Genomic DNA, 24,125 nt, shown 5'->3' on the forward strand with positions numbered 1-24,125 from the left:
CAGGCTAACGGCTGCCTCGGACAGTCGGCGAAGCCGGTACACATTCGGTACAGAACCGCCGACTCCTACTCGTCGCGGGCGGCGGGCAGATGCGGAAGCCGGTCGGCGGCCACCACGCCTTCCAGGTAACCGCGGGCCCGTTCGGTGCGCGGATAGGCGTCGAGGAGCTGCCAGAACCGGGGGCCGTGGCCGGGCACCAGGAGGTGGGCCAGCTCGTGGACTAGCACATAGTCGACGACGTACTCCGGCATGCCCTGCAGCCGGTGCGAGAGGCGGATGCTGCCCTCGGCGGGCGTGCAGGAGCCCCAGCGGGTGTTCTGGTTGGTCACCCAGCGCACCGAGGCGGGGCGGGCCCGGCCCTCGAAGTACTGCTCGGACAAACGCTCGGCGCGCTCGGTGAGTTCCGCGTCGCCCAGCATGCGCTTGCTCTCCTGCGCGGCCAGCTTGTCGAGCATCACGCCCACCCAGCGCTGCTCCTCGGCCTCGGACATCCGGGCCGGGATCAACACGATGGTGCGGTCGCCCTCGCGGTACGCGGAGACCGTTCTGCTGCGCCGGGCGCTGCGGCGGACCTCGACCGCGCTCGTCGCCGGGCCGCGTGGCGGCAGGCGGTTCGGGCTGCGCTGCGGGCTTCCGGCACTCTGCAGGGGGTCGGCGGGCACGCCCCGACGTTACCCGCTGCCAGTGCGGGAAGTCCCGCCTCCGGGACGGTTGAGCCATGATCCATCCGCTGGGGTGCAGCATTCGAATGACTAATACCCCTCGCCTGTGGACAACTTTTCACGCCGTCCGGCGGGGCCGGGCATTCTGGCCCCATGCCGCACGACGGCCGGCGACCGAGCAGGCCTCGGGAACGTGCGGGCTCGCACCACGACGGGGGTTCGACCATGCATCCGATGCTGAAGCCGGCACTGCGCCGGGCCTGGCGGGACCGGCAGACCGTGCAGTTCGGGATCACCCCCACGCAGGCGGTGGTCGTCTCGCCGGTGGACCCCGCGACGGGCAATTTCCTGGAGTTGCTCGACGGCACACAGGGCCTGCCGTTCCTCTACGAGCGGGCGCGCGGTCTGAACATGCAGCCCGCCCAAGTGGACGAGCTGGTGCAGCGGTTGACGGCAGCGGGCGTGGTGGACGATCCGACGGCCGGCGGCCCCGCGGCCGACGCGTTACGGAACCGGACGGGCGCGCTGGAACGACTACGGCCGGATCTGGCCTCCCTCTCCCTGATCCATCCGGAGCCGGGCGGTGCGACCGGGCGGCTGGCGGCCCGCCGGGCGATGCGGGTCCAGGTGCGGGGCACCGGCCGGGTGGGCGCGACCATCGCATCGGTGCTGGCGGGCGCGGGGGTGGGCCAGGTCGATGTCCTCGACGGCGGCGTCGTACGGCCGGGCGATGTGGCACCGGGCGGGCTGCCCGAGCGGGCCGTCGGCGAGCGGCGTGCGACTGCGGCGCGCCACCTGGTGCGGCAGACGACGCCGGGCGGGCCACCGCGCCAGGGACGGGACGCGGAGCCGGCCGGGCTCTCCCTGATCGTGGTGGCCCCGCGCGAGGGACTCGATGTGTACGCACCGAACACGGCGGACGCCGAGGACTGGATCGGCGCCGGAATCCCCCATCTGTATGCGGGAGTTGTGGAGGCGACGGGAGTGGTGGGGCCGCTGGTCCTGCCGGGTGGCACCGGGTGCGCGGGGTGCCTCTCGCTCGGCCGCACCGAGCGCGATCCGGGCTGGCCGCGGCTGCTGGCGCAGTGGCGCTCGGGGCGGCAGCGCAGCGCCGTTCCGGCCTGCGACCTGGCGCTCGCCACCGCGGTGGCGGGTCTGGCGGCCGCGCATGCGCTGGCGTTCCTCGACGGCGACCTGCCCGCGAGTACGGGCAGCCGCTGGGAGGCCTCGCTGCCGCAGCTCGACTGGCGGTCCAGGCCCGTCGAGCCGCACCGCGGCTGCTTCTGCGGCGCGGCCGGGAACACTCGGGGGGAGCAGGTCTCGGGGGCTGCCGGGCCACAGGACACAATGGCCCGGTAACGCCCGCGAGGGCGCGGCTGTCTGGGATTTGGAGGGGCGCATGTCTGATCTTCCCCGGAAGGCGGTCACCCGGACCGTCAAGCTGGCCGCGCTGCCGCTCGGCTTCGCGGGCCGGGCCACCTGGGGCCTGGGCAAGCGGATCGGCGGGAAGTCCGCGGAGCTGGTCGCCCGCGAGCTCCAGCAGCGCACCGCCGAGCAGCTCTTCAAGGTCCTTGGTGAACTCAAGGGCGGTGCGATGAAGTTCGGGCAGGCGCTGTCCGTCTTCGAATCGGCGCTGCCGGAGGAGGTCGCGGGTCCCTACCGGGCCGCCCTGACCAAGCTCCAGGAGGCGGCGCCCCCGATGCCGACCCGCACGGTCCATGCCGTACTGGCGGAGCGGATCGGCGCGGACTGGCGGGAGTTGTTCCTGGAGTTCGAGGAGAAGCCGGCGGCCGCCGCCTCGATCGGGCAGGTGCACCGGGCGGTCTGGCACGACGGGCGCGAGGTGGCCGTCAAGGTGCAGTACCCGGGGGCGGGCGATGCCCTGCTGTCGGACCTGACCCAGCTCAGCCGGTTCGCGCGGCTGCTCGGGCCGCTGATTCCGGGGATGGACATCAAGCCGCTCATCTCCGAGCTGCGCGACCGGGTCTCGGAGGAGCTCGACTACGAACTGGAGGCGCGGGCCCAGCGGGAGCACGCGGCGGAGTTCGCGGGCGACGCCGATGTGGTGGTGCCCGATGTGGTGCACCAGAGCGACCAGGTTCTGGTGACCGAGTGGATCGACGGGATACCGCTGTCGGAGGTCATCAACGACGGCACCCCCGAACAGCGGGACAGGGCAGGGCAGTTGCTGACCCGGTTCCTGTTCTCGGGCCCGGCCAGGACCGGGCTGCTGCACGCGGATCCGCATCCGGGCAACTTCCGGCTGCTTCCGCCGCAGCAGGAGGGCGGGCCGTGGCGGCTCGGCGTCCTGGACTTCGGCACGGTGGACCGGCTGCCCGGCGGGCTGCCCCGGACCATCGGCGAGTCCCTGCGGATGACGCTGGAGGGCCAGGCCGAGGCGGTGTACGACCTGCTGCGCGGGGAGGGCTTCGTCAGGGAGTCCATCGACCTCGACCCGGACGCGGTCCTCGACTACCTGCTGCCGATCATCGAGCCGGCGCAGGCCGACGAGTTCACCTTCAGCCGGGGCTGGATGCGCGGGCAGGCCGCCCGGATCGCCGATCCCCGCTCCCCCGCGCACCAGTTGGGCAAGCAGCTCAACCTGCCGCCGTCGTATCTGCTGATACACCGCGTGACGCTGTCCACCATCGGGGTGCTGTGCCAGTTGGACGCGACGGTGCGGATGCGGGACGAGCTGGAGGAGTGGATGCCCGGGTTCCTGGCGGACGTACCTCAGGAGCAGGAGGCGGCCGAGGAGGCGTGAGCGGGGGCTCGGCCGCTACCACCAGGCGGCGTCGAGCCGGCCCTCGATGGCCCTGATGTTGGCGCGGGCGCAGTCGTCGCAGTAGTAGCGGCCGATGCCGTTCTCGACCGAGTAGGTCCAGGTCGGCGGTGGGACCTCGGCAGGGGCCGGGGTCCCGCAGTGAGCGCACACGATGGTTTCGGCCATCGGCCGATTCTGGTCGTCCACCTCGCGACGATACCGCCGCGCCCGGCGCTTTGCCGGACACAACGCACCGCGGGGGCCGGTCCGTTCGGACCGGCCCCCGCATCTTGTTTCCGCTTTCCCGGTCGTGCCGGCCGGACCAGGCTGTCAGTGCATGACAGCCATGGCCAGGGCACGACGGGCACGCATCGACGCGCGCTCGGCGCGCCGCTGCATGCGCCGGGCGGCGACCAGGCGCAGGGCCTGGCGCTCCGCATCGGCTTCCCGCCGGAGCTGGTGCATATGCGCACGAGCCAGGGCTTCTGGCATGAGTTGCATTTCGAGGGTCCTGTTCTGACGCGACTCGTTCGCGCCGGTGGTGGTGAAGTCTGGGGTCGCGGAGCCGGTGGGCTCGCTGGCGGACGTCGTCATCGGGGCCTGCTTCTGGGGGTCGTTCGTTCGGGGATGGTCGATGGTGCCCGGGCGGTTCATGCGGCGACCGGGTTCTTGCGCGGACGGCCACGCGGCCGCTTGCGGGCAACGACGACACCCTGGACGAAGAGCTCGCCGCCCCAGACGCCCCACGGCTCGCGCCGCTCCCTGGCACCCGCGAGGCAGGCGGCCATCAGGGGGCAGGTCTGGCAGAGCGACTTGGCGTACTCGACATCGGCCGGCGACTCGGCGAAGAAGACCTCCGGGTCGAAGGAGCGGCAGGGGACCGGTACGCCCAGGTTCTCGATGGCGTCGTCGAGCGCGGTGAGCGCGGTGAGGGGAGTCAAGGCGGGGTCCTCCGTGAGACCGGGCGGGGGAAGAGTCGGGGCGGGCGGTACGGACGGGGCGTGCGCTTCGAGTTGCACGGTGGTTTCTCTTCCTCGTCTTGTTCGGCTGTGTCGGTCCGGCCGGTCGGCCGGGTTTCGGCTGGCACCGAGGCCCCCTTCGCTCCGTCCGTCCCGTTCGGGACAAACAGAAGGGCCGCGGATCCCGGGTGGGGTTCCGCGGCCCTGAAGGCGCCTGCCTGATCTGGATCAGGCTGGATCACTCCAGGGTTCGAGCCCACGGAAGGCCCACATCGTGTGGTGCTGGTACTGCTTCGTCTGCTTCTCGGCTCCGGCACCGGTCGCCGCAAAGGCGTGGGCCTGAGCCCGTCCCTTCGCTACTGCTGCTCCCGGCGCCTGGATCGGTCGCTCATTGCGCTCATCACGCACGGGGAGGCTCGCCAGGGAGGCCGGAATGACGGCGGAGAGGCCGAGCAGACCGGCGACACCGGTGGACAGACCGGTGCCCTGGAACGAGGAGCCGAGCGTGCAGGTGGCGGCGACCGAGCGGTCCGTCACTTTGGTGCTGATGAAGCTGGTGCTGGTCTCGATGTAGCTGGCCACTGGTCTCGCCTCCTCTCGGCGTCTCGGGGACTTCGGCCCGGGGGCCTGATCCCATGCGTATTCGGATAAGTACAGCTAAGTACAGCACGGAGACCGGGCTTCGGAGAAGCTCCCGTTTCCGTGGTTAAGAACCTATGGGGATTCCTGGGGCAGGCGCAAACTATTTTTTCGACGAGTTTTCATGAGGTCTCCTCGTCGTCTCCTCCAGGCGCCTCACCTGCGCAGATGGCCAGCACATCGGTGCCGTAGCGGTCCAGCTTGCGGGCGCCGACGCCGGAGATCACCGCGAGCTCGTGGCCGGTGGACGGCACAGCCTCTGCGATGGCCATGAGCGTCTTGTCCGTGAAGACGACGTAGGGCGGCATGCCCTGGCGCTGCGCCTGGGTGGAGCGCCAGTCGCGGAGCCGCTCGTACAGCCCCTCATCCATGTCCGAGGGGCAGTCCTCGCAGCGCATCAGCTTCATCTCGCCGGCTTCGGTGAGCGTTTTCCCGCACACCCGGCACAGCACCGGGCCCCGGCGGGTGCGCTTGCGGGCGGCGGGCCCGCGCTCGATGCCGCCGGCGCCACCCCCGGCCGAGCGGGCGCCGCGGCCCGCCGAGCCCGGCCGCAGGCCGTTCAGGAAGCGGCTGGGGCGGCGGGACGCCCGGCCGCCGGGAGACCGGGAGAGCGACCAGGACAGCGCGAGGTGGACCCGGGCCCGGGTGACGCCGACGTACAGCAGCCGCCGCTCCTCCTCGATCTGCTCGTCCGTCTTGGCGTACGTGATCGGCATCATGCCCTCGGTGAGGCCGACCAGGAACACGGCGTCCCACTCCAGGCCCTTGGCCGCGTGCAGCGAGGCGAGGGTGACCCCCTCGACGGTCGGGGCGTGCTGGGCGGCGGCCCGCTCGTCCAGCTCGGCCACCAGGTCGGAAAGGCTCGCGCCCGGCTTGGCCCGCTCGTAGTCCTCGGCGAGGCGGACCAGGGCGGCGAGCGACTCCCACTTGTCGCGGACCGCGCCCGAACCCGTCGGGGGCGCGGCGGTCCAGCCCTTGGTGCCGAGGACCGCCCGCACCTGGGACGGCAGGTCGACGGCGTCGTCGAGCAGCGAGTCGTTGCCGCCGGCCCGGGCGGCGCCGCGCAGGGCGATGCCCGCCTCCCTGACCTCGGGGCGCTCGAAGAACCGCTCGGCGCCGCGCAGTTGGTAGGGCACGCCCGCGTCGGCGAGGGCCTGTTCGTAGATCTCGGACTGGGCGTTGATGCGGTAGAGCACGGCGATCCGGCCGGCCGAGACCCCGGAGGCGATCAGGTCGCGGATGCGCCGGGCGACGCCCTCGGCCTCGGCGGGCTCGTCCCCGTACTCCGTGTAGACCGGCTCGGGGCCCGCCTCGCGCTGCGAGACCAGTTCGAGCCGGTGTTCGGCGGCGCGGCCGCTCGCCTGGCCGAGCAGCCCGTTGGCGAGGTGCACCACCTGGGGGGTGGAGCGGTAGTCCCGCACCAGTTTCACCACGGTCGCGCCCGGGTGGCGGGTGCGGAAGTTCAACAGGTGGTCGGGGGTGGCGCCGGTGAAGGAGTAGATGGTCTGGCTGGCGTCGCCGACCACGCACAGGTTGTCGCGGTCGCCCAGCCACAGCTCCAGGAGGCGCTGCTGGAGGGGGCTGACGTCCTGGTACTCGTCCACCACGAAGTGCTGGTACTGACGGCGGATCTGGTCCGCGATGTCGTGCCGGTCCTGGAGCACGCCGACCGTGAGGAGCAGCACGTCCTCGAAGTCGATCACGCCGCGGTCCTGCTTGAGCTGCTCGTACATCGCGTAGACCTGGGCGATCTCGGCCGGGTCGCGGGGCGCGTCCCGGTGCAGCTTGGCGACGGCCGCCGGGTAGTCGGCGGGGACGGTCTGGGTGACCTTGGCCCACTCGATCTCGCCCGTCACATCGCGCAGCTCGTTGCGGTCGAGCCGGACCCGGCAGCGGGCGCCCGCCTCGGCGACCAGCTGGATCTTGCGCTCGACGAGCCGGGGCAGCTCGCCGCCGACCGCCTTGGGCCAGAAGTACTGGAGCTGGCGCAGGGCCGCCGAGTGGAACGTGCGGGCCTGGACGCCGCCCGCGCCGAGCTGGCGCAGCCGGCCGCGCATCTCGCCGGCCGCGCGGTTGGTGAACGTGACGGCCAGCACGCTGGACGGCTGGAGGATCCCGGCGCGCACCCCGTAGGCGATCCGGTGGGTGATCGCGCGGGTCTTGCCCGTGCCGGCGCCGGCCAGCACGCACACCGGCCCGTGCAGGGCCGTCGCGACCTCGCGCTGCTCGGGGTCGAGCCCGTCGAGCACCGCGTCGGCCGTCTCGGGGACCTGCGGGAAGAGAGTGGAGTGCGTTGCTGCTGTCACCCCGCCATGCTGCCAGGTCGGCCGGGACGGATGCGCCGCGTTGTCCACAGGGGGCGCCCGAAGTAGTACTAATGCCGGGCCGACCGCGCCGACGGCCCGCCCTGAGCGGCTACGGAACGGCCCGGCGGCCGTCCGTGGCGATTCGGTCACATGCGGGAATGGCGGTCGGGTCCCGTACGTTCCAGTCGAGGCGGAACCGCATTCGGCGGGGCGCGCACGCCAGTCAGCGATACAGAGGAGCGCGAGAGACATGCCGGGCACTGTGACGATGTACAGCACCACTTGGTGCGGCTACTGCCAGCGGCTGAAGAAGCAGATGGACCGCGAGGGCATCGCGTACAACGAGGTCAACATCGAACACGACCCGGCGTCGGCGGCGTTCGTGGAGAAGGCCAACGGCGGCAATCAGACGGTGCCGACCGTCCTCTTCCACGACGGTTCGACGCTCACCAACCCGTCGCTCGCGCAGGTCAAGCAGAAGATCGGCGTCTGACACCAGTCGGCCGACACGCGTCGGCACCGCTGTGCCGGAAGGCCCCCGTCCGTATCCCGGACGGGGGCCTTCCGTATGTGTGGAAGCCGGGTCAGTGGGTCGGCTTCGGGAGGGGCTTGCCGTACCAGAGCTCGATGAGGCGGGCCGCGATCGAGATGCCGTACGGGGGCAGGACCTCACCGGATTCGAAGGCGGCGGTCAGGTCCTCGCGGGAGAACCAGCGGGCCTCGTGGATCTCCTCGCCGTCCACGTTGATTTCGGACGAGGTGGCCCTGGCCATGAAGCCGAGCATCAGGCTGGACGGGAAGGGCCAGGGCTGGCTGGCGACGTACTCGACCGGGCCGACCGTGACACCGGCCTCCTCGAAGACCTCGCGGCGGACCGACTGCTCGATGGATTCGCCGGGCTCGACGAAGCCCGCGAGGGTGGAGAACCGGCCCTCCGGCCAGTGGACCTGGCGGCCGAGCAGCGCGCGGTCCTGGTCGTCGGTGACCAGCATGATCACCGCGGGGTCGGTGCGCGGGTAGTGCTCGGCTCCGCAGGCCGGGCAGCGGCGGATGTGGCCGGCCGCCGCGATGACGGTGCGCTCGCCGCAGCGGGAGCAGAAGCGGTGCAGGCGCTGCCAGTTCTCCAGGGCGACGGCATGCACCAGCAGGCCCGCGTCGCGGGGGGACAGGAGCAGGCCCGCCTCGCGCAGTCCGGCGGGCCGGGCCGACTGGTCCATGCGGCCGGGCAGGGCGTCCTTCTGGAGGGCGAAGTAGCTGACGCCTTCCTCGTCGGTGCCCAGGAAGTAGCGGTGGGTCTCGGTGACCGGGGCCTCGAAGGCCGGGGTCATGACGATCTCGGTGCGGCCGTCGGCGATGTCGTCGATCAGGACCTGGCCGCCGGACACCACGAAGACCCGGGTCGTCGGATGGCTCCAGGCGGCCGCCAGCCAGGCCTCGTCGAGGCGGTGGTGGGCCGCGCGGTCGATGCCGCTGTGCTCGGTGAGGCCGATGGGCGTGGCGAGCCCGATCGGCCGGTCCGTGGTGGCTTCACTGCTGGTGGTGCTCACAGGTGCTTCCAACTCCCCCGGGTGGATGGTGTGTTCAGCGATGTCCGTCAGCCGGTGGACCGGGCTGTCGTGGCGGCGGCCGGGCCCCGGCGATGGCCCGCCGGCGCACCGCCCAGGTCGCTCCACAGGTGGGCCGTGGTCTCGACGCCCTTGAGCAGCAGGTCCAGTTGGACCTTCTCGTTGGGCGCGTGCCAGCCGTCGGAGGGGACCGAGATCCCCAGGAACAGGACGGGCGCGGCCAGTACGTCCTGGAGGTCGGCGGCGGGGCCCGAGCCTCCCTCGCGGGTGAAGCGGACCTTCTTGCCGAAGGCCTCGGCCATGGCGCGTACGACGGACTGGAGTGCCGGGTGGCCGAGCGGGGTGAGGCACGGGCGGGTGCCCGCGCTCCAGGTGATCTCGTGCCGGATCCCGGCGGGGACCTGCTCTCCGGCCCAAGCGGTGACGAGCTTCTCGATCCGCTCGGGGTCCTGGCCCGCGACCAGGCGGAACGACAGCTTCACCATCGCCGAGGACGGGATGACCGTCTTGCCGCCAGGGCCCTGGTAGCCGCCGCCGATGCCGTTGACCTCGGCGGTCGGGCGGGCCCAGATCCGCTCCAGGGTGGAGTACCCCGCCTCGCCGAGGGTCGCCGTCGACTTGGCGGTGCGCAGCCATTCGGCCTCGTCGAAGGGCAGCTCGGCGAAGAGCTCGCGCTCGGCGTCGGTCAGCTCGGCGATGCCGTCGTAGAAGCCGGGCACGGTGACGTGCTCGGCACCGTCGTGCAGGGCCGCGACCAGGCGGGCGGCGGCCGTCGCCGGGTTGGGGACCGCGCCGCCGAACGAACCGGAGTGGATGTCCTGGCCGGGGCCGTACAGCCGGATCTCGCACTCGGCGAGGCCGCGCATGCCGGTGCACACGGTGGGGGTGTCCGCGGACCACATGCCGGTGTCGGACACGATCACGGCGTCGGCCGCGAGGCGCTCGGCGTGCTGCTCGACCAGGGCCCGGAAGTGCGGCGAACCCGACTCCTCCTCGCCCTCGATCAGGAGCTTCAGGTTGACGGCGGGGGCGGTGCGGCCGGTGGCCGCCAGGTGCGCGCGGACCCCGAGGGTGTGGAAGAACACCTGGCCCTTGTCGTCGGCCGCGCCCCGCCCGTACATCCGGCCGTCGGCGATCACCGGCTCGAACGGGTCGGTGTGCCAGCCGTCCTCGCGAGCTGCGGGCTGCACGTCGTGGTGGCCGTAGACCAGGACGGTGGGTGCGCCCGGCTCACCCGAGGGCCACTCGGCGTAGACGGCGGGGGCGCCCGGGGTGTCCAGGATCTCGGCGACCGGGAAACCGGTCTCCCTGAGCTTGGCGGCGAGCCAGTCGGCGCTGCGCCGTACGTCGGCGGCGTGGTCGGGCTGGGCCGACACGGACGGGATGCGCAGCCACTCCGCGAGGTCGTCGAGGAAGGCGGCGCGGTGCTGCTCGATGTACGTGCGCACCGTCGCGGTGGCGGTCTGGACGGCGCTGTCCGGGGTCTCGCTCATGTCCTTGAGCCTATCCGGCCTGGGGTGGTGGCTCGTCCTGCGGTCCGCTCCTCGGACTCTGCCCGAGCAGGATCGCCGTCAGCTCGGCGCGACCCGGCAGCCGGGCCGGGCGGACCGTCTCACCTGTGCGTACGTAGACGAACGCGGTCCGCACCGCCTCAAGTGGGATGCCCAGCTGCTCGGCCCAGGCGACCCGGTAGACCGCCAGCTGGAGGGGGTCGGCGGTGGCTTCCCTGCTGGTCTTCCAGTCCACGATCTCGTACCTGGCCGAGCTGCCGTCGCCCTCCTTGTACACGGCGTCGATCCGGCCCCGGATCACCCGGCCCGCGAGGGTCAGCTGGATGGGGGCCTCGATGCGGAACGGGGTGCGGGTCGCGTACGGGGTGCGCTCGAAGGCCTCCTTGAGGGCGGCCAGGTCCCGCTCGTCCGCGATGTCGGCCGCGCTGTCGTCCGCCCCGGGCAGTTCGTCGGGGCCGAGCATCGGCAGCGGGAGCTCTTCGAAGCGGGACTCCACCCAGGCGTGGAACCGGGTGCCCCGGCGGGCGGCGGGCTGCGGGCGGCGCGGCATGGGGCGGGCCAGGTCCCTGGCGAAGCCGTCGGGGTCGGCGGCCAGCCTCAGCAGCTCGGACGCGGTGAGCGAGGCCGGCACCGGAACGTCGCGGGTGGTGGCGCGGGCCCGGCGGAGCTCGGTGGTGAGCGCCTCCAGGTCGCGGTCCCAGGAGTGCAGGGTGCGGCGGTCCTCGGGGGTCAGGCGGGGGGCGGGCACGGCTGCCGAAGCGGGGGCGTGATCGCGCGCCCCGGTGTCGCCGCCGGGCTCGCTGCGGGCGTGCTCGACCCGGGCGCCGCCGGTCGGCGCGGCGGCCGGGCGCTCGGTGGGCAGCAGGTCCCAGTCGTCGGCCGCATCGGCGGGACCGCCGAACTCCTCGTCGTCCTCAGGAGGGAACGGCTCGTCCTCATAAGGCTGGTCCTCATAAGGCTCGCCCTCATAAGAGGGATCGCCATAGGACTCGTCCTCATAAGAGGGGCCGCCGTACGAGGCGTCGCCGTCGGCGCCGTCCTCATAAGAGGCGTCCTTGTAGGGCGGCGCCTCCCCATGGGCGCGCTCTTCGTACGCGGCCGCCGCGGCCGGGCCCGCCAGGTGGGCCAGGACGCGCTCCGCCGCGGCGCGGCGGCGGGCCAGGGATTCCGGGTCGAGCGGGAGCGGCCAGGCGTACGCGGTCGCGGACTCGTGCAGGGCCGGGTTCTCGGCGTCCTCGGCCGGTACGTCCGCCCACGCCTCGATCTCGCCGTGGCCCGCCGCGCAGTGCTCGTACAGCGCGTGCAGGAAGGCGGAGGGACCCCGGGGCTTCTTCTGGCTCGGACCCCACCAGTGGCCCGAGCCGAGCAGCAGGGTGCGGGGACGGGTGAACGTCACGTATCCCAGGCGCAGTTCCTCGGTGTGCTGGTGCTCCTTCATGTCCTCCTTGAAGGACTTGAGGCCCTTCGCGTCCCACTCCCCGACCACGGGCAGCGTCGGGGCGTCGCCGCGCAGGGCGTGCGGGAGGACCTTCGCCTGGGACGTCCAGGCCTCCCGGGACTGGGTGGAGGGGAACGTTCCGGTGACCAGGCCGGGGACGGCGACGACATCCCACTCCAGCCCCTTGGACTTGTGGGCGGTGAGCACCTTCACCGTGTTCTCGCCGCCGGGCAGCGCGTTGTCCAGGCCCTTCTCGTACTGGGCGGCGGTCCGCAGGAAGCCGAGGAAGGCGAGCAGCGAGGCCTCGCCGTCGAGCGCGGCGAAGCCGGCCGCCGTGTCGAGGAACCCGGAGAGCGTCTCGCGGCGGCGGGCGGCCAGCGCGTGCGGGGACGCGGACAGTTCGACTTCGAGGCCGGTGGCGGTCAGGACCCGGTGCAGTACGTCCATGAGCGGATCGGCGAGCGAGCGGCGCAGGTCGCGCAGTTCGGCGGCGAGGCGGGCGAAGCGGACGCGGGCCTCGGCGGAGAAGGGGAGTCCGTCGTCCTCGGTGCTTTCGAGGAACGTGTCCAGGGCGTCGGCCAGCGAGATCACCTCGGCCGGGTCGACCCCGTCGACGGCCTCGGCGAGGCGCTGGTCGGGATCGTCGGAGCCGCTCGGGGTGCGGCGTACGAGGTTGCGGGCGCGGCGGCCGAGCAGCGCCAGGTCGCGGGGGCCGATGCGCCAGCGCGGGCCGGTCAGGATCCGTACCAGGGAGGCGTTGGCGCCCGGGTCCTGGAGGACTTCGCAGACCGCGACGAGGTCGGCGACCTCGGGCAGGTGGAGGAGCCCGGACAGGCCGACGACCTCGACGGGGACGTCCCGGGCCACCAACGCGCCCTGGATCTGCGGGAAGTCGCCCGCCGTACGGCACAGGACGGCGATCTCGCCGGGGGCCTTGCCGGTGCGTACCAGGTGGGCGATCGAGTCGGCGAGCCACTCGATCTCCTGCTCGTGGGTGTCGAGCAGGGCGATGCGGACGCTTCCGTCCCGCTCGGCGCCGGGGGCCGGGCGCAGCGCCTGGACGCCTTCGTGCATCGAACGCAGCGGCGCGGCAAGGGAGTTGGCGAGGTCCAGGAGGCGGCCGCCGCTGCGGCGGTTCTCGGAGAGGGAGTGGCGGGTGGCGGGGCGTCCGTCGGCGTACGGGAAGTGGCGGGGGAAGTCGTCCAGGTTGGCGACCGAGGCGCCGCGCCAGCCGTAGATGGCCTGGCAGGGGTCGCCGACCGCGGTCACGGCGTGGCCGGTGCCGCCGCCGAAGAGCGCGGCGAGCAGGCGGCGCTGGGCGACGGAGGTGTCCTGGTACTCGTCCAGGAGGACCACCCGGAACTCCTCGCGCAGGATCCGGCCGACCTCGGGGCGGGTGAGGGCGAGCTCGGCGGACAGCGCGATCTGGTCGCCGAAGTCCAGCAGGTCGCGGCTCTTCTTGGCGGCGCGGTAGCGGGTGGTGAGGTCGAGCAGTTCGAGGCGGGCCCCGGCGGCCTCGGGGACCTTGCGCAGGTCGGCGTTGGTGAGCCTGGCGTCGGCGAGGGTGCGCAGCAGTTCCCGGTCGTACGCAGCCAGTTGTTCGGGGCGTACGAGATGTTCCGCGAGCTCGGCGTCGAGCGCGAGGAGGTCGCTGACCAGGGAGGCGAACGACTTGGTCAGCGCCGGGTACGGGCCCGGTGCCTCGCGGAGCACCCGGGCGGCGAGCTGGAAGCGGGTGGCGTCGGCGAGCAGCCGGGAGGTGGGCTCCAGGCCTATGCGCAGGCCGTGGTCGGTGAGGAGGCGGCCCGCGAAGGCGTGGTACGTGGAGATGCCGGGCTCGCCCTGCTCGGGTTCCGGGGCGTCCGGGTCCGTGATGCCCGCCCTGATCAGCGCGGTGCGCACGCGGTCCGCGAGCTCGCCCGCGGCCTTGTTGGTGAAGGTCAGGCCGAGGACCTGTTCGGGTGCGACCTGGCCGGTGCCGACCAGCCATACGACCCGGGCCGCCATCACCGTCGTCTTGCCGGAGCCGGCTCCGGCCACGATGACCTGCGGGGCGGGCGGGGCGGTGATGCAGGCCGTCTGCTCCGGGGTGAAGGGGATGCCGAGGAGCTCTTTGAGCTCGTCGGGGTCGCTGAGGCGGGTGGGCACGTCAGGAAGGGTAGTCGGGGGCACTGACAGCGGGCGGGGCGAAGCCGGAACGGGGGGCGGGGCGAAGCCGCCCCCGGCACTGACCAGCGGGGCGAAGCCGGCAGGGGGCGGACGCCTCCTACTCGACCACCTGCCGCCCCTCCGGCTGGGCCGTGCACGACGCCCGGAACGTGCAGTGAGTGCAGTGGGTGCCGGGGGTCGGGGTGAAGTGCTCGTCCAGGACCCGGCCCGCCGCCGTGGCCAGCAGGTCCCCCACCCACTCGCCCGCCAGCGGCTGCTGCGCCTGGACCTTCGGGTGGGCGTCGCCGCCCTCGCGCTGGGGGGCGGGCTGGCGCAGGTGGACGAGCTCGGCGCCGCCGGGGTCGGGGCGGCGGCCCTCGAAGGCCTCGTCCACGGCGCCCTCGCGGACGGCGAGCTGGTAGACGGCGAGCTGCGGATGGGCGGCGACCTCGGCGGCGGTGGGCGCCTGCTTGCCGGTCTTGAAGTCGACCACGTACGCGCGGCCCTCGACGTCCTGCTCGACCCGGTCCATGGAGCCCCGGATGCGCACCTCGTACTCCCCCGCCTCCAGGGTCACGTCGAAGCCGTGTTCCGTGGCGACCGGGGTGCGGCCCGCGCGGTCCAGGGTGTGCCACTGCAGGAACCGCTCCAGGGCGGCGCGGGCGTTCTGCTTCTCCTGGACGGACTTCCAGGGCGCGTCGAAGGCGAGCGCGTCCCATACCGAGTCGAGGCGCTCCATCAGGACGGCGAGGTCGGCGGGCGTGCGGCCGGACGCCACCTCGTCGGCGAGGACGTGGACGACGTTGCCGAAGCCCTGGGCGGCGGTGGCGGGCGCGTCCGCCTTCACCTCGCGGCCCAGGAACCACTGGAGCGCGCAGGTGTTGGCGAGTTGGTCGAGGGCGCTGCCGGACAGCACGACCGGGGTGTCGCGGTCCCGCAGCGGAACCTCCGAACGGGTCGGCTCGTACAGGCCCCACCAGCGGTACGGATGCGCTGCGGGGACCAGCGGCCGGTCCTCGTCGTCGGTCAGCGCGGCCAGCCGGGCGAGCCGCTCGGCGGCCGCCTCGCGCAGCGCGTCCGAGGCCCCCGGGTCGACGGTGGTGGCGCGCAGTTCGGCGACGAGCGGGGCGATGGCGAGCGGGCGGCGGGGGCGGCCGGTCGTGTCGCGCGGTTCGACGCCCAGTTCGGTCAGGAAGCGGGAGGGCTGGTCGCCGTCGTCGGCCGCGGCCTTCACGGCGGTGACGATCAGGCGGTCGCGGGCGCGGGTGGCCGCGACGTAGAAGAGGCGTCGTTCCTCGGCAAGGAGCGCGCCCGGGGTGAGCGGTTCGGCGAGGCCGTCGCGGCCGATGCGGTCGGCTTCGAGGAGCGAGCCGCGGCGGCGCAGATCGGGCCAGAGCCCTTCCTGGACGCAGGCCACCACGACCAGGCTCCACTCCAGGCCCTTGGCGCGGTGGGCGGTCATGACGCGTACCGCGTCCGGGCGGGCGGCCCCGCGGGTCAGGGTGTCGGCCGCTATGTCCTGGGCGTCGACCTCTTCGAGGAAGTTGAGCGCGCCCCGGCCGCCGGTGCGCTCCTCGGCGCGGGCCGCGGTGTCGAACAGCGCGCAGACCGCGTCGAGATCGCGGTCGGCGGCCCGGCCGCCGGCTCCGCCGCGCAGCGCCGCCCGTTCCAGGCGCTGCGGCCAGGGGGTGCCGTTCCACAGCTCCCAGAGGGCCTCGGACGCGGTGCCGCCGCCCGCCAGAAGTTCGCGGGCCTTGCGCAGCAGCGCGGCGAGGCGCTGCGCGCCGCGGGCGTACGAGGGGTCGTGCGCGACGAGCCGCTCGGGCTCGGCCAGCGCGCGGGCGAGCAGCACGTCCGAGGGCGCCGGGAGGCGGGTGCCCGCGGCCCGTTCCTCGTCGCGCAGGGCGCGGGCCAGGCGGCGCAGGTCGGCGGTGTCCATGCCGCCGAGCGGCGAGGTGAGGAGGGCGTGGGCGGTCTCGGGGTCGAGCCAGGCGGGGGGTGCGGCCCGGTCCGCGGCGGGTTCGGCCGGCTCGGTCGGCGGCGCGGGCCCGTCCGGGACCGGAGCCGTGCTGGCCAGTGCCGCCGCGCGCAGCGCCACGAGGAGGGGGCCCACCGCCGGTTCGTGGCGCAGCGGGGTGTCGGCGCCCGAGGTGTCCAGAGGGATGCCGGCCGCGGTCAGGGCGCGACGCAGCGCCGGGATGGTGCGGGTGCCCGCCCGGACCAGGACCGCCATCTCCCGCCAGGAGACGCCCTCTTCGAGGTGCGCGCGGCGCAGCAGGTCCGCGATGTTGTCCAGCTCGGTGGAGGCCGTGGGATAGGTGTGGGCCTCCACGCGGCCGCCCGCGCGGGTGGGCGTCAGCTCGCGGTGCGCGCGGACCCGCTCGGCGGGCAGCCGCGGCAGCGGCATCCGGCGGGTCAGCAGCCGGGTCGCTTCGAGGAGGGCCGCGCCGGAGCGGCGGGAGGTGGTGAGGACCTCCACCGGCGCCGGTGTTCCGTCCGCGCGGGCGAAGGCGTCGGGGAAGTCGAGGATGCCGTTGATGTCGGCGCCGCGGAAGGTGTAGATCGACTGGTCGGGGTCGCCGAAGGCGACCAGGGTGCCGCCGCCGCCCGCCAGCGCCCGCAGCAGCCGTACCTGCGCCGGGTCGGTGTCCTGGTACTCGTCGACGAACACGGCGTCGTAGGAGGGCAGCGCGACGCGCTCGGCGAGCAGCACCGCGCGGTGTACGAGTTCCGCGTAGTCCAGGACGCCCTGGAGGTCGAGGACGTCGAGGTATTCGGCCAGGAACGCGGCGGCCGCCGTCCAGTCCGGGCGCCCGGACTGCCGGGCGAAGTGGGCCAGCGAGTCGGGGCCGAGGCCCAGTTCGCGGCTGCGGGCGAGCACCGCGCGCACCTCGTCGGCGAAGCCGCGCGTGGTCAGGCAGGCGCGCAGTTCGTCGGGCCAGCTCACCCGCGCGAGGCCGGTGCGCTCCAGGTCGAGCTGGCCGGCCAGCAGGTCGCGTACGGCCACGTCCTGTTCGGGACCTGACAGCAGCCGCAGCGGCTCGCGGAACAGCTCCGCATCCTGGTGGGCGCGTACCAGCGCGTAGCAGTACGAGTGGAACGTGGTGGCCTGCGGCCCCTTCGCGCCGGCGCCGAGCCGCAGGGCCATGCGGTCGCGGAGCTCCACCGCGGCCTTGCGGCTGAAGGTGAGGACCAGGATGCGTTCGGGGTCCATGCCGGCCGCCACCCGGGCCGCGACCGCCTCGACCAGGGTGGTGGTCTTGCCGGTGCCGGGCCCCGCGAGCACCAGAAGGGGACCCGAGCGGTGGTCAACCACCCTGCGCTGGGGTGCGTCAAGGAGGGGGGGATCCACCGGGTCCGGCGGGGTACGCACCAGTCGGTACGCGCCGGGGGTCCGCCGACGTACCTGCTGGTACGTCGTACGCCCGGTGGAAGAGGAGGAGCTCACGTGGATCGCCGGTCCTGGTGGGTGTGCTGGTCGTGATGGTGGTTACGAGGTCCGCGCCGCGGGTGCGGGCCCTCGACGGTACGCCGAACCGCACCGGGAACGCAGCGAGTCATCCGTACGGTCCTCAGGCCGCCCCCGGCCGCGCCGGATGGCGGAAGCTGTCACACATGAGCCGCTTCGCCGCCGAGCCCGCCGCCGGAGCCGTCCCAGCGGGCCCGCTTCATGTCGAGCCGCGGCAGATGACCCTCAGCGAACCGGCCCGCCTCGCGCAGCGGCGTGGCCTCGTCCCGGTAGTGCTCCAGGGCGCGCAGTTCGTGGCCGGGCAGCAGCGCGCCGTCCGCCCGCACCACCCGCCACCACGGCACCGCACCGCCGTAGAGCGCCATGACCCGGCCGACCTGGCGCGGCCCGCCCTCGCCCAGCCATTCGGCAACGTCCCCGTACGTCATCACCCGGCCGGGCGGGATGCGCTCGGCGACGTCAAGGACCCGTTCCGCGTATTCCGGGACCTCGGGGAGCGCTCCGCCCGCCGGGTCCGTATGCTCCTCGCTCATCCGCTCCATCCTGCCGTACGCCACCGACAGCGGCCCCGGGTCCGGTCCCGCGGCGGCAAAGGGGCGCAGCTCACACCGCGCACGCCGGGGCAATGCACCCTGATGCCCCCCGGGGGCGTCTGGTCATGCCACCATCATGCGGGCGGTGACCGGTGATACGAGACAGCGACAAGACGGACGAGACAGCGAAGGAGCGGGGCGTGCAGCCACCCGACGCGGCGGCAAGCAGCACCCCTGGGAAGGGGCGGCGCCCCGCCGCACCCGAAGCACCCGAGTCGGCGGCCGAGGCCAGGACCCCCGCCACCGGCCCCACCGGAACCGGCGCCGGGGACCCCGAGGGCGGCGAGCAGCAAAACGCCCACGAGGGCCCGGACTGCCCCGAAGAACCCGGCCCGGACCGCCCCGAAAAACCCAAAGAACACGAAGAGCCCGAAGAGCCCGAGGAGTCCAGCAGCGCGGACTCCGGCAAGAAGTCCCCCGACGCCCGGTGCGAGGACGCCTCCGGACCCATCGAGCGCGTCTCCGTGGACGAGCCGCTGCTGCCCGCCCGGGTGCACCGCCCCTCGGACCTGCTCCGGCTGCTCACCGGTGTGCTCGCGATCGCCGTCGTGCTGGCCGTCGCCGCGTTCGCGCACGGCACCACGTCCGGTCTGGAGGACGACATCACCAAGGGGACCGTCGGCACCCCCGACGTCCTCATCCGGCTCGCCGGGCTGACCTCCAGCATCGCCGTCCTCGTGCTGCCCGTCGCCTTCGCCATCGAGCGGCTGATCAAACGTGACGGGCTGCGGATCGCGGACGGCGTGCTCGCCGCGGTCCTCGCGCACGGCTTCGCGCTCGCCACGGACCTGTGGGTCGCCAAGTCCGCGCCCGGCTCGATCACCCAGGCACTGACCCGGCAGGCCGCCTCGGGCGCCCTCACCGACCCCGTGCACGGCTATCTCGCCCCCGTCATCGCCTATATGACGGCCGTCGGCATGGCCCGCAGACCCCGCTGGCGGGTGGCGCTGTGGGGCGTGCTGCTACTCAACTCCTTCGCGGTGCTCGTCGGCGGGCAGACCACGCCGTTCTCGATCGTCGTGACGATCCTGATCGGCTGGACCGTCGCGTACGGCACGCTGTACGCGGTGGGCTCGCCCAATGTGCGGCCCACCGGGCAGACCCTGCTCGCGGGGCTTCGGCACGTCGGCTTCAACCCGGTGACCGCGATGCGCGCCGAGGACGTACCGGACTCGATGGAGCAGGGCGAGCGCGGCCGGCGCTATCTGGTCACGCTGGAGGACGGGCCGCCGCTCGATGTGACGGTGGTCGACCGCGAGCAGCAGGCGCAGGGCTTCTTCTACCGGGTGTGGCGCCGTCTGACGCTGCGTTCCATCACCACCCGGCGCTCCATCCAGTCGCTGCGGCAGGCCCTGGAGCAGGAGGCGCTCCTCGCGTACGCGGCGATCGCGGCCGGGGCGAACGCGCCCAAGCTGATCGCCACCTCCGAGCTCGGCCCGGACGCCGTGATGCTGGTGTACGAGCACACCGGCGGCCGCTCCCTGGACTCGCTTGAGGACAAGGAGATCACCGACGAGCTGCTGCGCGAGACCTGGCGGCAGGTCGAGGCGCTCCAGTCGCGGCGGATCGCGCACCGCAGGCTGGCCGGCGACGCGATCCTGGTGGATCGTTCCGGCAGCGTGATCGTGACCGATCTGCGCGGCGGTGAGATCGCGGCCGGCGACATCGTGCTCAGGATGGACATCGCCCAGCTGCTCACCACCCTCGGCCTGCGGGTCGGCGCCGAACGCTCGGTGGCCTCCGCCCTCGACGTGCTCGGCCCGGACGCGGTCGCCGACAGCCTGCCGCTGCTCCAGCCCATCGCGCTGCCCCGCTCCACCCGCGCGACACTGCGCAGGCTCGGCCGGGAGCAGGCCCAGCGCGAGCGCGAGGCGGTCCTGGAGGCCTCGGACGCGGCGAAGGAGGCGAAGGCCGCGGAGGCCGCCGCCGCCAAGGAGGCCGCCGCGCATCCCGAGGCCGTGGCCGCCCCGGACGACCGCAAGGCCGTCAAGGCGGGCAAGAAGGCCGAGAAGCTGGCCATCGACGAGGCCCTGGAGCAGGCCCACGAGGACGATCTGCTCACCCAGATCCGCCATCAGGTGCTGCTGATCCGCCCGCAGGCCCCGGTGGAACCGGTGCGCCTGGAGCGCATCAAGGTGAAGACGCTGATCAGTTTTGTGGCCGGGGCGTTCGCCGCGTACTTCCTCCTGGTGCAGCTCACCAACATCAAGTTCGGCGATCTGATCGCGAACGCCCAGTGGGGCTGGGTCGCGGCGGCCGTGCTGTTCTCGGCGCTGTCCTACCCGGCGGCGGCGGCCAGCCTGCTCGGCTTCGTTCCCGAGCGGGTGCCGTTCTGGCGGGCGGTCGTCGCGCAGGTCGCGGGGTCCTTCGTGAAGCTGGTGGCGCCCGCGGCGGTCGGCGGTGTCGCCCTCAACACGCGGTTCCTCCAGCGCGCGGGGGTGCGTCCGGGGCTCGCGGTGGCGAGCGTCGGCGCATCGCAGCTGTTCGGCCTCGCCTCGCACATCTCGCTGCTGCTGGTCTTCGGCTATGTGACCGGCACCGAGCAGACCTCGGAGCTGTCGCCGTCCCGGACGGTGATCGCGGGCCTGCTCACGGCAGCCGTACTGATCCTGGTGGTGACGGCGGTCCCGTTCCTGCGGAAGTTCGTGGTGAGCCGGGTCCGCTCGCTGTTCGCGGGTGTGGTGCCGCGCATGCTCGACGTGCTCCAGCGGCCGCAGAAGCTGCTCACCGGGATCGGCGGCATGCTGCTCCTGACCGGCGTGTTCGTGATGTGCCTGGACGCGTCGATCCGCGCGTTCGGCACCGGCAGCCCGCACACCCTGAGCTATGCGAGCGTCGCGGTGGTCTTCCTGACCGCCAACGCGCTCGGGTCCGCGGCGCCGACCCCCGGCGGCGTCGGCGCCGTCGAGCTGGCGCTGTCGACGGCGCTGACCATCGCGGGCATGACGGCCGAGACCGCCACGTCTGCGGTGCTGCTGTACCGGTTGCTCACGTTCTGGTTGCCTGTGTTGCCGGGGTGGCTGTGCTTCAACTACCTCACCAGGAAGGGCCAGTTGTAGCCGGGGGTGGGGAGCGGCGTATGAGGGGGTGATGCGAGGCCTGGTTGCGCGCGGCCCCCGGTTGGCCGACCCATTCGCGCAGCCCCCGCTCGCCCCCCGCAGGATGGGGGAATGGAACACCACCCTGCCCCGCGCAAGCGGACCCGGGCTGCCGCGTTCAGCGCTGCTGCCGTACTGCTCGCCGCCGTCGGCTGTTCCGGCGGGGGCAAGGACAACAACGGGGTCGGCTCCGCCGCCGCCGACCCGGCCAAGCTCGCCACGCAGAAGCTGAACTGGAAGACGTGCCCCGCGCCCACCCCCGCGGAGGGCAGCGGTGCCGCGCCCTCCCCGCTGCCCGGCGGCGCGCAGTGGAAGTGCGCCACGATGAAGGCGCCGCTCGACTACGGCAACCCGCACGCCGGCACCGTCGACCTGGCCCTGATCCGCACCGAGGCCCGCGACCAGGGCAGCCGCATCGGCTCGCTCATCTTCAACTTCGGCGGGCCCGGCGGCTCCGGCGTGACCACGCTGCCCGCCGCCGCGGGCGACTACGAGGCACTGCGCGCCCGCTACGACCTGGTCAGCTTCGACCCGCGCGGGGTCGGCGCCAGCGCCCCCGTGCGCTGCGAGAACGACTCCCAGCTCGACACCTACTTCGCCCAGGACGCCACCCCCGACGACGCGGCCGAGGAGAAGACGTACATCGACGGCCTCAAGTCGTTCGCCACCGCCTGCAAGGACAACTCCGGCCCGGTGCTCCCCCACGTCGGCACCACCGACGCCGCCCGCGACATGGACCTGCTGCGCCAGGTGCTCGGCGACAAGAAGCTGTACTACATGGGGATTTCGTACGGGACCGAGCTCGGCGGCGTCTACGCCCACCTGTTCCCGAAGACCGTCGGGCGGGCCGTCTTCGACGCCGTGGTCGACCCCACCAGCAACGCCAAGCAGGGCGCGCTCGGCCAGGCCAAGGGCTTCCAGCTCGCCCTCGACAACTTCGCCCAGGACTGCGTCAACCGCGGTGACAAGTGCCTGCTGCGCGGCGCCAACGTCAAGGAGGTCGAGGACGTCATCGTCAAACTGCTCGCCGCCCTCGACAAGAAGCCCATCCCGGCCGGCAACAGCGGCCGCACACTCACCCAGACGCAGGCCACCAACGGCATCGCCCAGGCGCTCTACTCCAAGGACTACTGGCAGCTCCTCGAACAGGGTGTCGACGAGGCCGAGGGCGGCAACGGCGCCCTCCTCCTCGCCCTCTCCGACGCCATGAACGGGCGCGGCAAGGACGGCACGTACAGCAACATCCAGGCGGCCAACGCCGCCATCAACTGTGCTGATTTCAAGGAGCGTTACTCACTGGAGCAAACGAAGGCCGCACTCCCCGAGTTCCAGCGCGCCTCACCCGTTTTCGGCAACTTCATGGGCTGGGGCCTCATGGGCTGCTCCGAGTGGCCCGTACCCGGGCAGTGGGAGACCCCTGACGTCAGTGCGCCCGGCGCCGCCCCCATCGTGGTCATCGGCAACACCGGCGACCCGGCCACCCCGTACGCGGGCGCCAAGAACATGGTGGACAAGCTCGGTCCGGGCGTCGGCGTGGAGCTCACGTACAAGGGCCAGGGCCACGGCGCGTACAACAGCGGCAACAAGTGCGTCCAGGGCGCGGTAAACGCGTACCTCCTGGACGGAAAGGTTCCCTCTGCGGGGGCGGTTTGCCAGTAGCGGCACGGCAAAGGGACCGACCCGCACGCGAGGTGCAGGCCGGCCCCCAGGGCCGTGCTTTGAGGGGCGCGGGGCTGCGACACCATGCGGCTCCGCCGCGTTGGCCCGCAGTCGAATAGCCGCGCCTCAGTAAATCGGCTTCTCCGGCTCGATCTGGTTGACCCAGCCGATCACGCCGCCGCCCACGTGCACCGCGTCCGCGAAGCCCGCGGCCTTGAGGACCGCGAGGACCTCCGCCGAGCGGACGCCCGTCTTGCAGTGCAGGACGATGCGCTTGTCCTGGGGCAGCGACTCAAGGGCCGTGCCCATCAGGAACTCGTTCTTCGGAATCAGCTTGGCGCCCGGGATGGAGACGATCTCGTACTCGTTCGGCTCGCGGACGTCGATGATCTCGATCTTCTCGTCGGCGTCGATCCACTCCTTGAGCTGCTTGGGAGTGATCGTGGAGCCGAGCGCCGCCTCCTGGGCCTCCTCGGACACGACGCCGCAGAAGGCCTCGTAGTCGATGAGCTCGGTGACGGTCGCGTTCGGACCGCAGACCGCGCAGTCGGGGTCCTTGCGGACCTTGACCTGGCGGTACTGCATCTCCAGGGCGTCGTAGATCATCAGGCGGCCGACCAGCGGCTCGCCGACGCCCGTGAGGACCTTGATCGCCTCGGTGACCTGGATCGAGCCGATCGACGCGCAGAGCACGCCGAGCACGCCGCCCTCGGCGCAGCTCGGGACCATGCCCGGCGGCGGGGGCTCCGGGTAGAGGCAGCGGTAGCAGGGGCCGTGCTCGGACCAGAAGACCGAGGCCTGGCCGTCGAAGCGGTAGATCGAACCCCATACGTACGGCTTGTTCAGGAGCACGCAGGCGTCGTTGACGAGGTAGCGCGTCGCGAAGTTGTCCGTGCCGTCGACGATCAGGTCGTACTGGCTGAAGATGTCCATCACGTTCTCGGCTTCGAGCCGCTCTTCGTGCAGGACCACGTTCACGTACGGGTTGATGCCGAGGACGGAGTCACGCGCGGACTCGGCCTTCGAGCGGCCGATGTCGGCCTGGCTGTGGATGATCTGGCGCTGCAGGTTCGACTCGTCGACCTCGTCGAACTCCACGATGCCGAGCGTGCCGACACCGGCGGCGGCCAGGTACATCAGGGCCGGGGAGCCGAGACCGCCGGCGCCCACGGCGAGCACCTTCGCGTTCTTCAGCCGCTTCTGCCCGTCCATCCCGACGTCGGGGATGATCAGGTGGCGCGAATACCTGCGGACCTCGTCTACGGTGAGCTCAGCTGCTGGCTCGACCAGGGGTGGCAGCGACACGGAAACTCC

General features: G+C 72.8%; 17 protein-coding genes. 5 read left to right on the forward strand and 12 right to left on the reverse strand.

The window, feature by feature from the left end; translation table 11 throughout:
* Positions 1-65: 65 nt before the first annotated feature.
* A complete protein-coding gene (locus ACIBK6_RS26800) occupies positions 66-662 on the reverse strand; it encodes a SprT-like domain-containing protein (protein ID WP_399053904.1) in 597 nt (198 codons plus the stop codon).
* Positions 663-887: 225 nt separating this feature from the next.
* On the opposite strand from ACIBK6_RS26800, the gene ACIBK6_RS26805 reads away from it, so the two are divergent.
* Together ACIBK6_RS26805 and ACIBK6_RS26810 are read left to right on the forward strand one after the other, a co-directional pair.
* Positions 888-2,021 carry a ThiF family adenylyltransferase gene (locus ACIBK6_RS26805; RefSeq protein WP_399053906.1) on the forward strand — a complete coding sequence of 378 codons (1,134 nt, stop codon included), beginning with the start codon at positions 888-890 and terminating at the stop codon, positions 2,019-2,021.
* Between the two features lie 40 nt (positions 2,022-2,061).
* The gene (locus tag ACIBK6_RS26810; protein WP_399053907.1) at positions 2,062-3,426 is read left to right on the forward strand and encodes an ABC1 kinase family protein; all 1,365 of its coding nucleotides are present in this window, start codon (positions 2,062-2,064) and stop codon (positions 3,424-3,426) included.
* A gap of 15 nt (positions 3,427-3,441) precedes the next feature.
* Here the strand turns inward: ACIBK6_RS26810 and ACIBK6_RS26815 are convergent, their stop codons facing one another.
* The 5 genes from ACIBK6_RS26815 to ACIBK6_RS26835 all read right to left on the reverse strand — a co-directional run bounded on the left by ACIBK6_RS26815 (position 3,442) and on the right by ACIBK6_RS26835 (position 7,330).
* Positions 3,442-3,612, reverse strand: a complete 171-nt coding sequence (locus ACIBK6_RS26815; protein WP_399053909.1) for a hypothetical protein — start codon at positions 3,610-3,612, stop codon at positions 3,442-3,444.
* A gap of 144 nt (positions 3,613-3,756) precedes the next feature.
* Positions 3,757-4,080: a hypothetical protein gene (locus ACIBK6_RS26820; RefSeq protein WP_399053910.1), complete on the reverse strand. Its 324-nt coding sequence runs from the start codon at positions 4,078-4,080 to the stop codon at positions 3,757-3,759.
* Positions 4,077-4,445: a WhiB family transcriptional regulator gene (locus tag ACIBK6_RS26825; RefSeq protein WP_399053911.1), complete on the reverse strand. Its 369-nt coding sequence runs from the start codon at positions 4,443-4,445 to the stop codon at positions 4,077-4,079. Before ACIBK6_RS26825 ends, ACIBK6_RS26820 begins: the two co-directional genes overlap by 4 nt.
* A gap of 168 nt (positions 4,446-4,613) precedes the next feature.
* Positions 4,614-4,967, reverse strand: coding sequence for a hypothetical protein (locus tag ACIBK6_RS26830; RefSeq protein ID WP_399053912.1), 354 nt, complete (start codon positions 4,965-4,967; stop codon positions 4,614-4,616).
* A gap of 179 nt (positions 4,968-5,146) precedes the next feature.
* On the reverse strand, positions 5,147-7,330 hold the full coding sequence (locus ACIBK6_RS26835) for an ATP-dependent DNA helicase UvrD2 (protein WP_399053914.1): 2,184 nt from the start codon (positions 7,328-7,330) through the stop codon (positions 5,147-5,149).
* A gap of 250 nt (positions 7,331-7,580) precedes the next feature.
* Here ACIBK6_RS26835 and ACIBK6_RS26840 point away from each other — a divergent pair, with 250 nt between their 5' ends.
* Positions 7,581-7,823: a mycoredoxin gene (locus tag ACIBK6_RS26840; protein ID WP_399053915.1), complete on the forward strand. Its 243-nt coding sequence runs from the start codon at positions 7,581-7,583 to the stop codon at positions 7,821-7,823.
* Positions 7,824-7,914: 91 nt separating this feature from the next.
* Here ACIBK6_RS26840 and nudC read toward each other — a convergent pair whose 3' ends face one another.
* The 5 genes from nudC to ACIBK6_RS26865 all read right to left on the reverse strand — a co-directional run bounded on the left by nudC (position 7,915) and on the right by ACIBK6_RS26865 (position 17,994).
* Positions 7,915-8,877: an NAD(+) diphosphatase gene (gene nudC, locus ACIBK6_RS26845; protein WP_399053916.1), complete on the reverse strand. Its 963-nt coding sequence runs from the start codon at positions 8,875-8,877 to the stop codon at positions 7,915-7,917.
* Between the two features lie 47 nt (positions 8,878-8,924).
* Positions 8,925-10,388 carry a dipeptidase gene (locus ACIBK6_RS26850; protein WP_399053917.1) on the reverse strand — a complete coding sequence of 488 codons (1,464 nt, stop codon included), beginning with the start codon at positions 10,386-10,388 and terminating at the stop codon, positions 8,925-8,927.
* Positions 10,389-10,398: 10 nt separating this feature from the next.
* Positions 10,399-13,992 (reverse strand): UvrD-helicase domain-containing protein, encoded by a 3,594-nt coding sequence (locus ACIBK6_RS26855; protein WP_399053918.1) that lies wholly within the window; start codon positions 13,990-13,992, stop codon positions 10,399-10,401.
* Between the two features lie 118 nt (positions 13,993-14,110).
* Complete coding sequence (locus tag ACIBK6_RS26860; protein WP_399053920.1) at positions 14,111-17,440, reverse strand: ATP-dependent helicase; 3,330 nt, start codon at positions 17,438-17,440, stop codon at positions 14,111-14,113.
* 161 nt (positions 17,441-17,601) lie between these two features.
* Positions 17,602-17,994 carry an MGMT family protein gene (locus ACIBK6_RS26865; protein ID WP_399053921.1) on the reverse strand — a complete coding sequence of 131 codons (393 nt, stop codon included), beginning with the start codon at positions 17,992-17,994 and terminating at the stop codon, positions 17,602-17,604.
* A 200-nt stretch (positions 17,995-18,194) separates the two neighbouring features.
* Here ACIBK6_RS26865 and ACIBK6_RS26870 point away from each other — a divergent pair, with 200 nt between their 5' ends.
* Positions 18,195-21,113: a lysylphosphatidylglycerol synthase domain-containing protein gene (locus ACIBK6_RS26870; protein ID WP_399053922.1), complete on the forward strand. Its 2,919-nt coding sequence runs from the start codon at positions 18,195-18,197 to the stop codon at positions 21,111-21,113.
* A gap of 111 nt (positions 21,114-21,224) precedes the next feature.
* On the forward strand, positions 21,225-22,811 hold the full coding sequence (locus ACIBK6_RS26875) for an alpha/beta hydrolase (RefSeq protein WP_399053923.1): 1,587 nt from the start codon (positions 21,225-21,227) through the stop codon (positions 22,809-22,811).
* A 126-nt stretch (positions 22,812-22,937) separates the two neighbouring features.
* Here ACIBK6_RS26875 and moeZ read toward each other — a convergent pair whose 3' ends face one another.
* On the reverse strand, positions 22,938-24,116 hold the full coding sequence (gene moeZ, locus ACIBK6_RS26880; RefSeq protein ID WP_399053924.1) for an adenylyltransferase/sulfurtransferase MoeZ: 1,179 nt from the start codon (positions 24,114-24,116) through the stop codon (positions 22,938-22,940).
* Between the last annotated feature and the right edge of the window lie 9 nt (positions 24,117-24,125).

The organism is Streptomyces sp. NPDC050485 (assembly GCF_044458185.1).
GTDB lineage: Bacteria > Actinomycetota > Actinomycetes > Streptomycetales > Streptomycetaceae > Streptomyces.

Coding starts and splice junctions, on each gene's coding strand:
- ACIBK6_RS26805 (WP_399053906.1), top strand. CDS start 888: ATGCATCCGATGCTGAAGCCGGCACTGCGCCGGGCCTGGCGGGACCGG.
- ACIBK6_RS26810 (WP_399053907.1), top strand. CDS start 2,062: ATGTCTGATCTTCCCCGGAAGGCGGTCACCCGGACCGTCAAGCTGGCC.
- ACIBK6_RS26815 (WP_399053909.1), bottom strand. CDS start 3,612: ATGGCCGAAACCATCGTGTGCGCTCACTGCGGGACCCCGGCCCCTGCC.
- ACIBK6_RS26820 (WP_399053910.1), bottom strand. CDS start 4,080: ATGAACCGCCCGGGCACCATCGACCATCCCCGAACGAACGACCCCCAG.
- ACIBK6_RS26840 (WP_399053915.1), top strand. CDS start 7,581: ATGCCGGGCACTGTGACGATGTACAGCACCACTTGGTGCGGCTACTGC.
- ACIBK6_RS26850 (WP_399053917.1), bottom strand. CDS start 10,388: ATGAGCGAGACCCCGGACAGCGCCGTCCAGACCGCCACCGCGACGGTG.
- ACIBK6_RS26865 (WP_399053921.1), bottom strand. CDS start 17,994: ATGAGCGAGGAGCATACGGACCCGGCGGGCGGAGCGCTCCCCGAGGTC.
- ACIBK6_RS26875 (WP_399053923.1), top strand. CDS start 21,225: ATGGAACACCACCCTGCCCCGCGCAAGCGGACCCGGGCTGCCGCGTTC.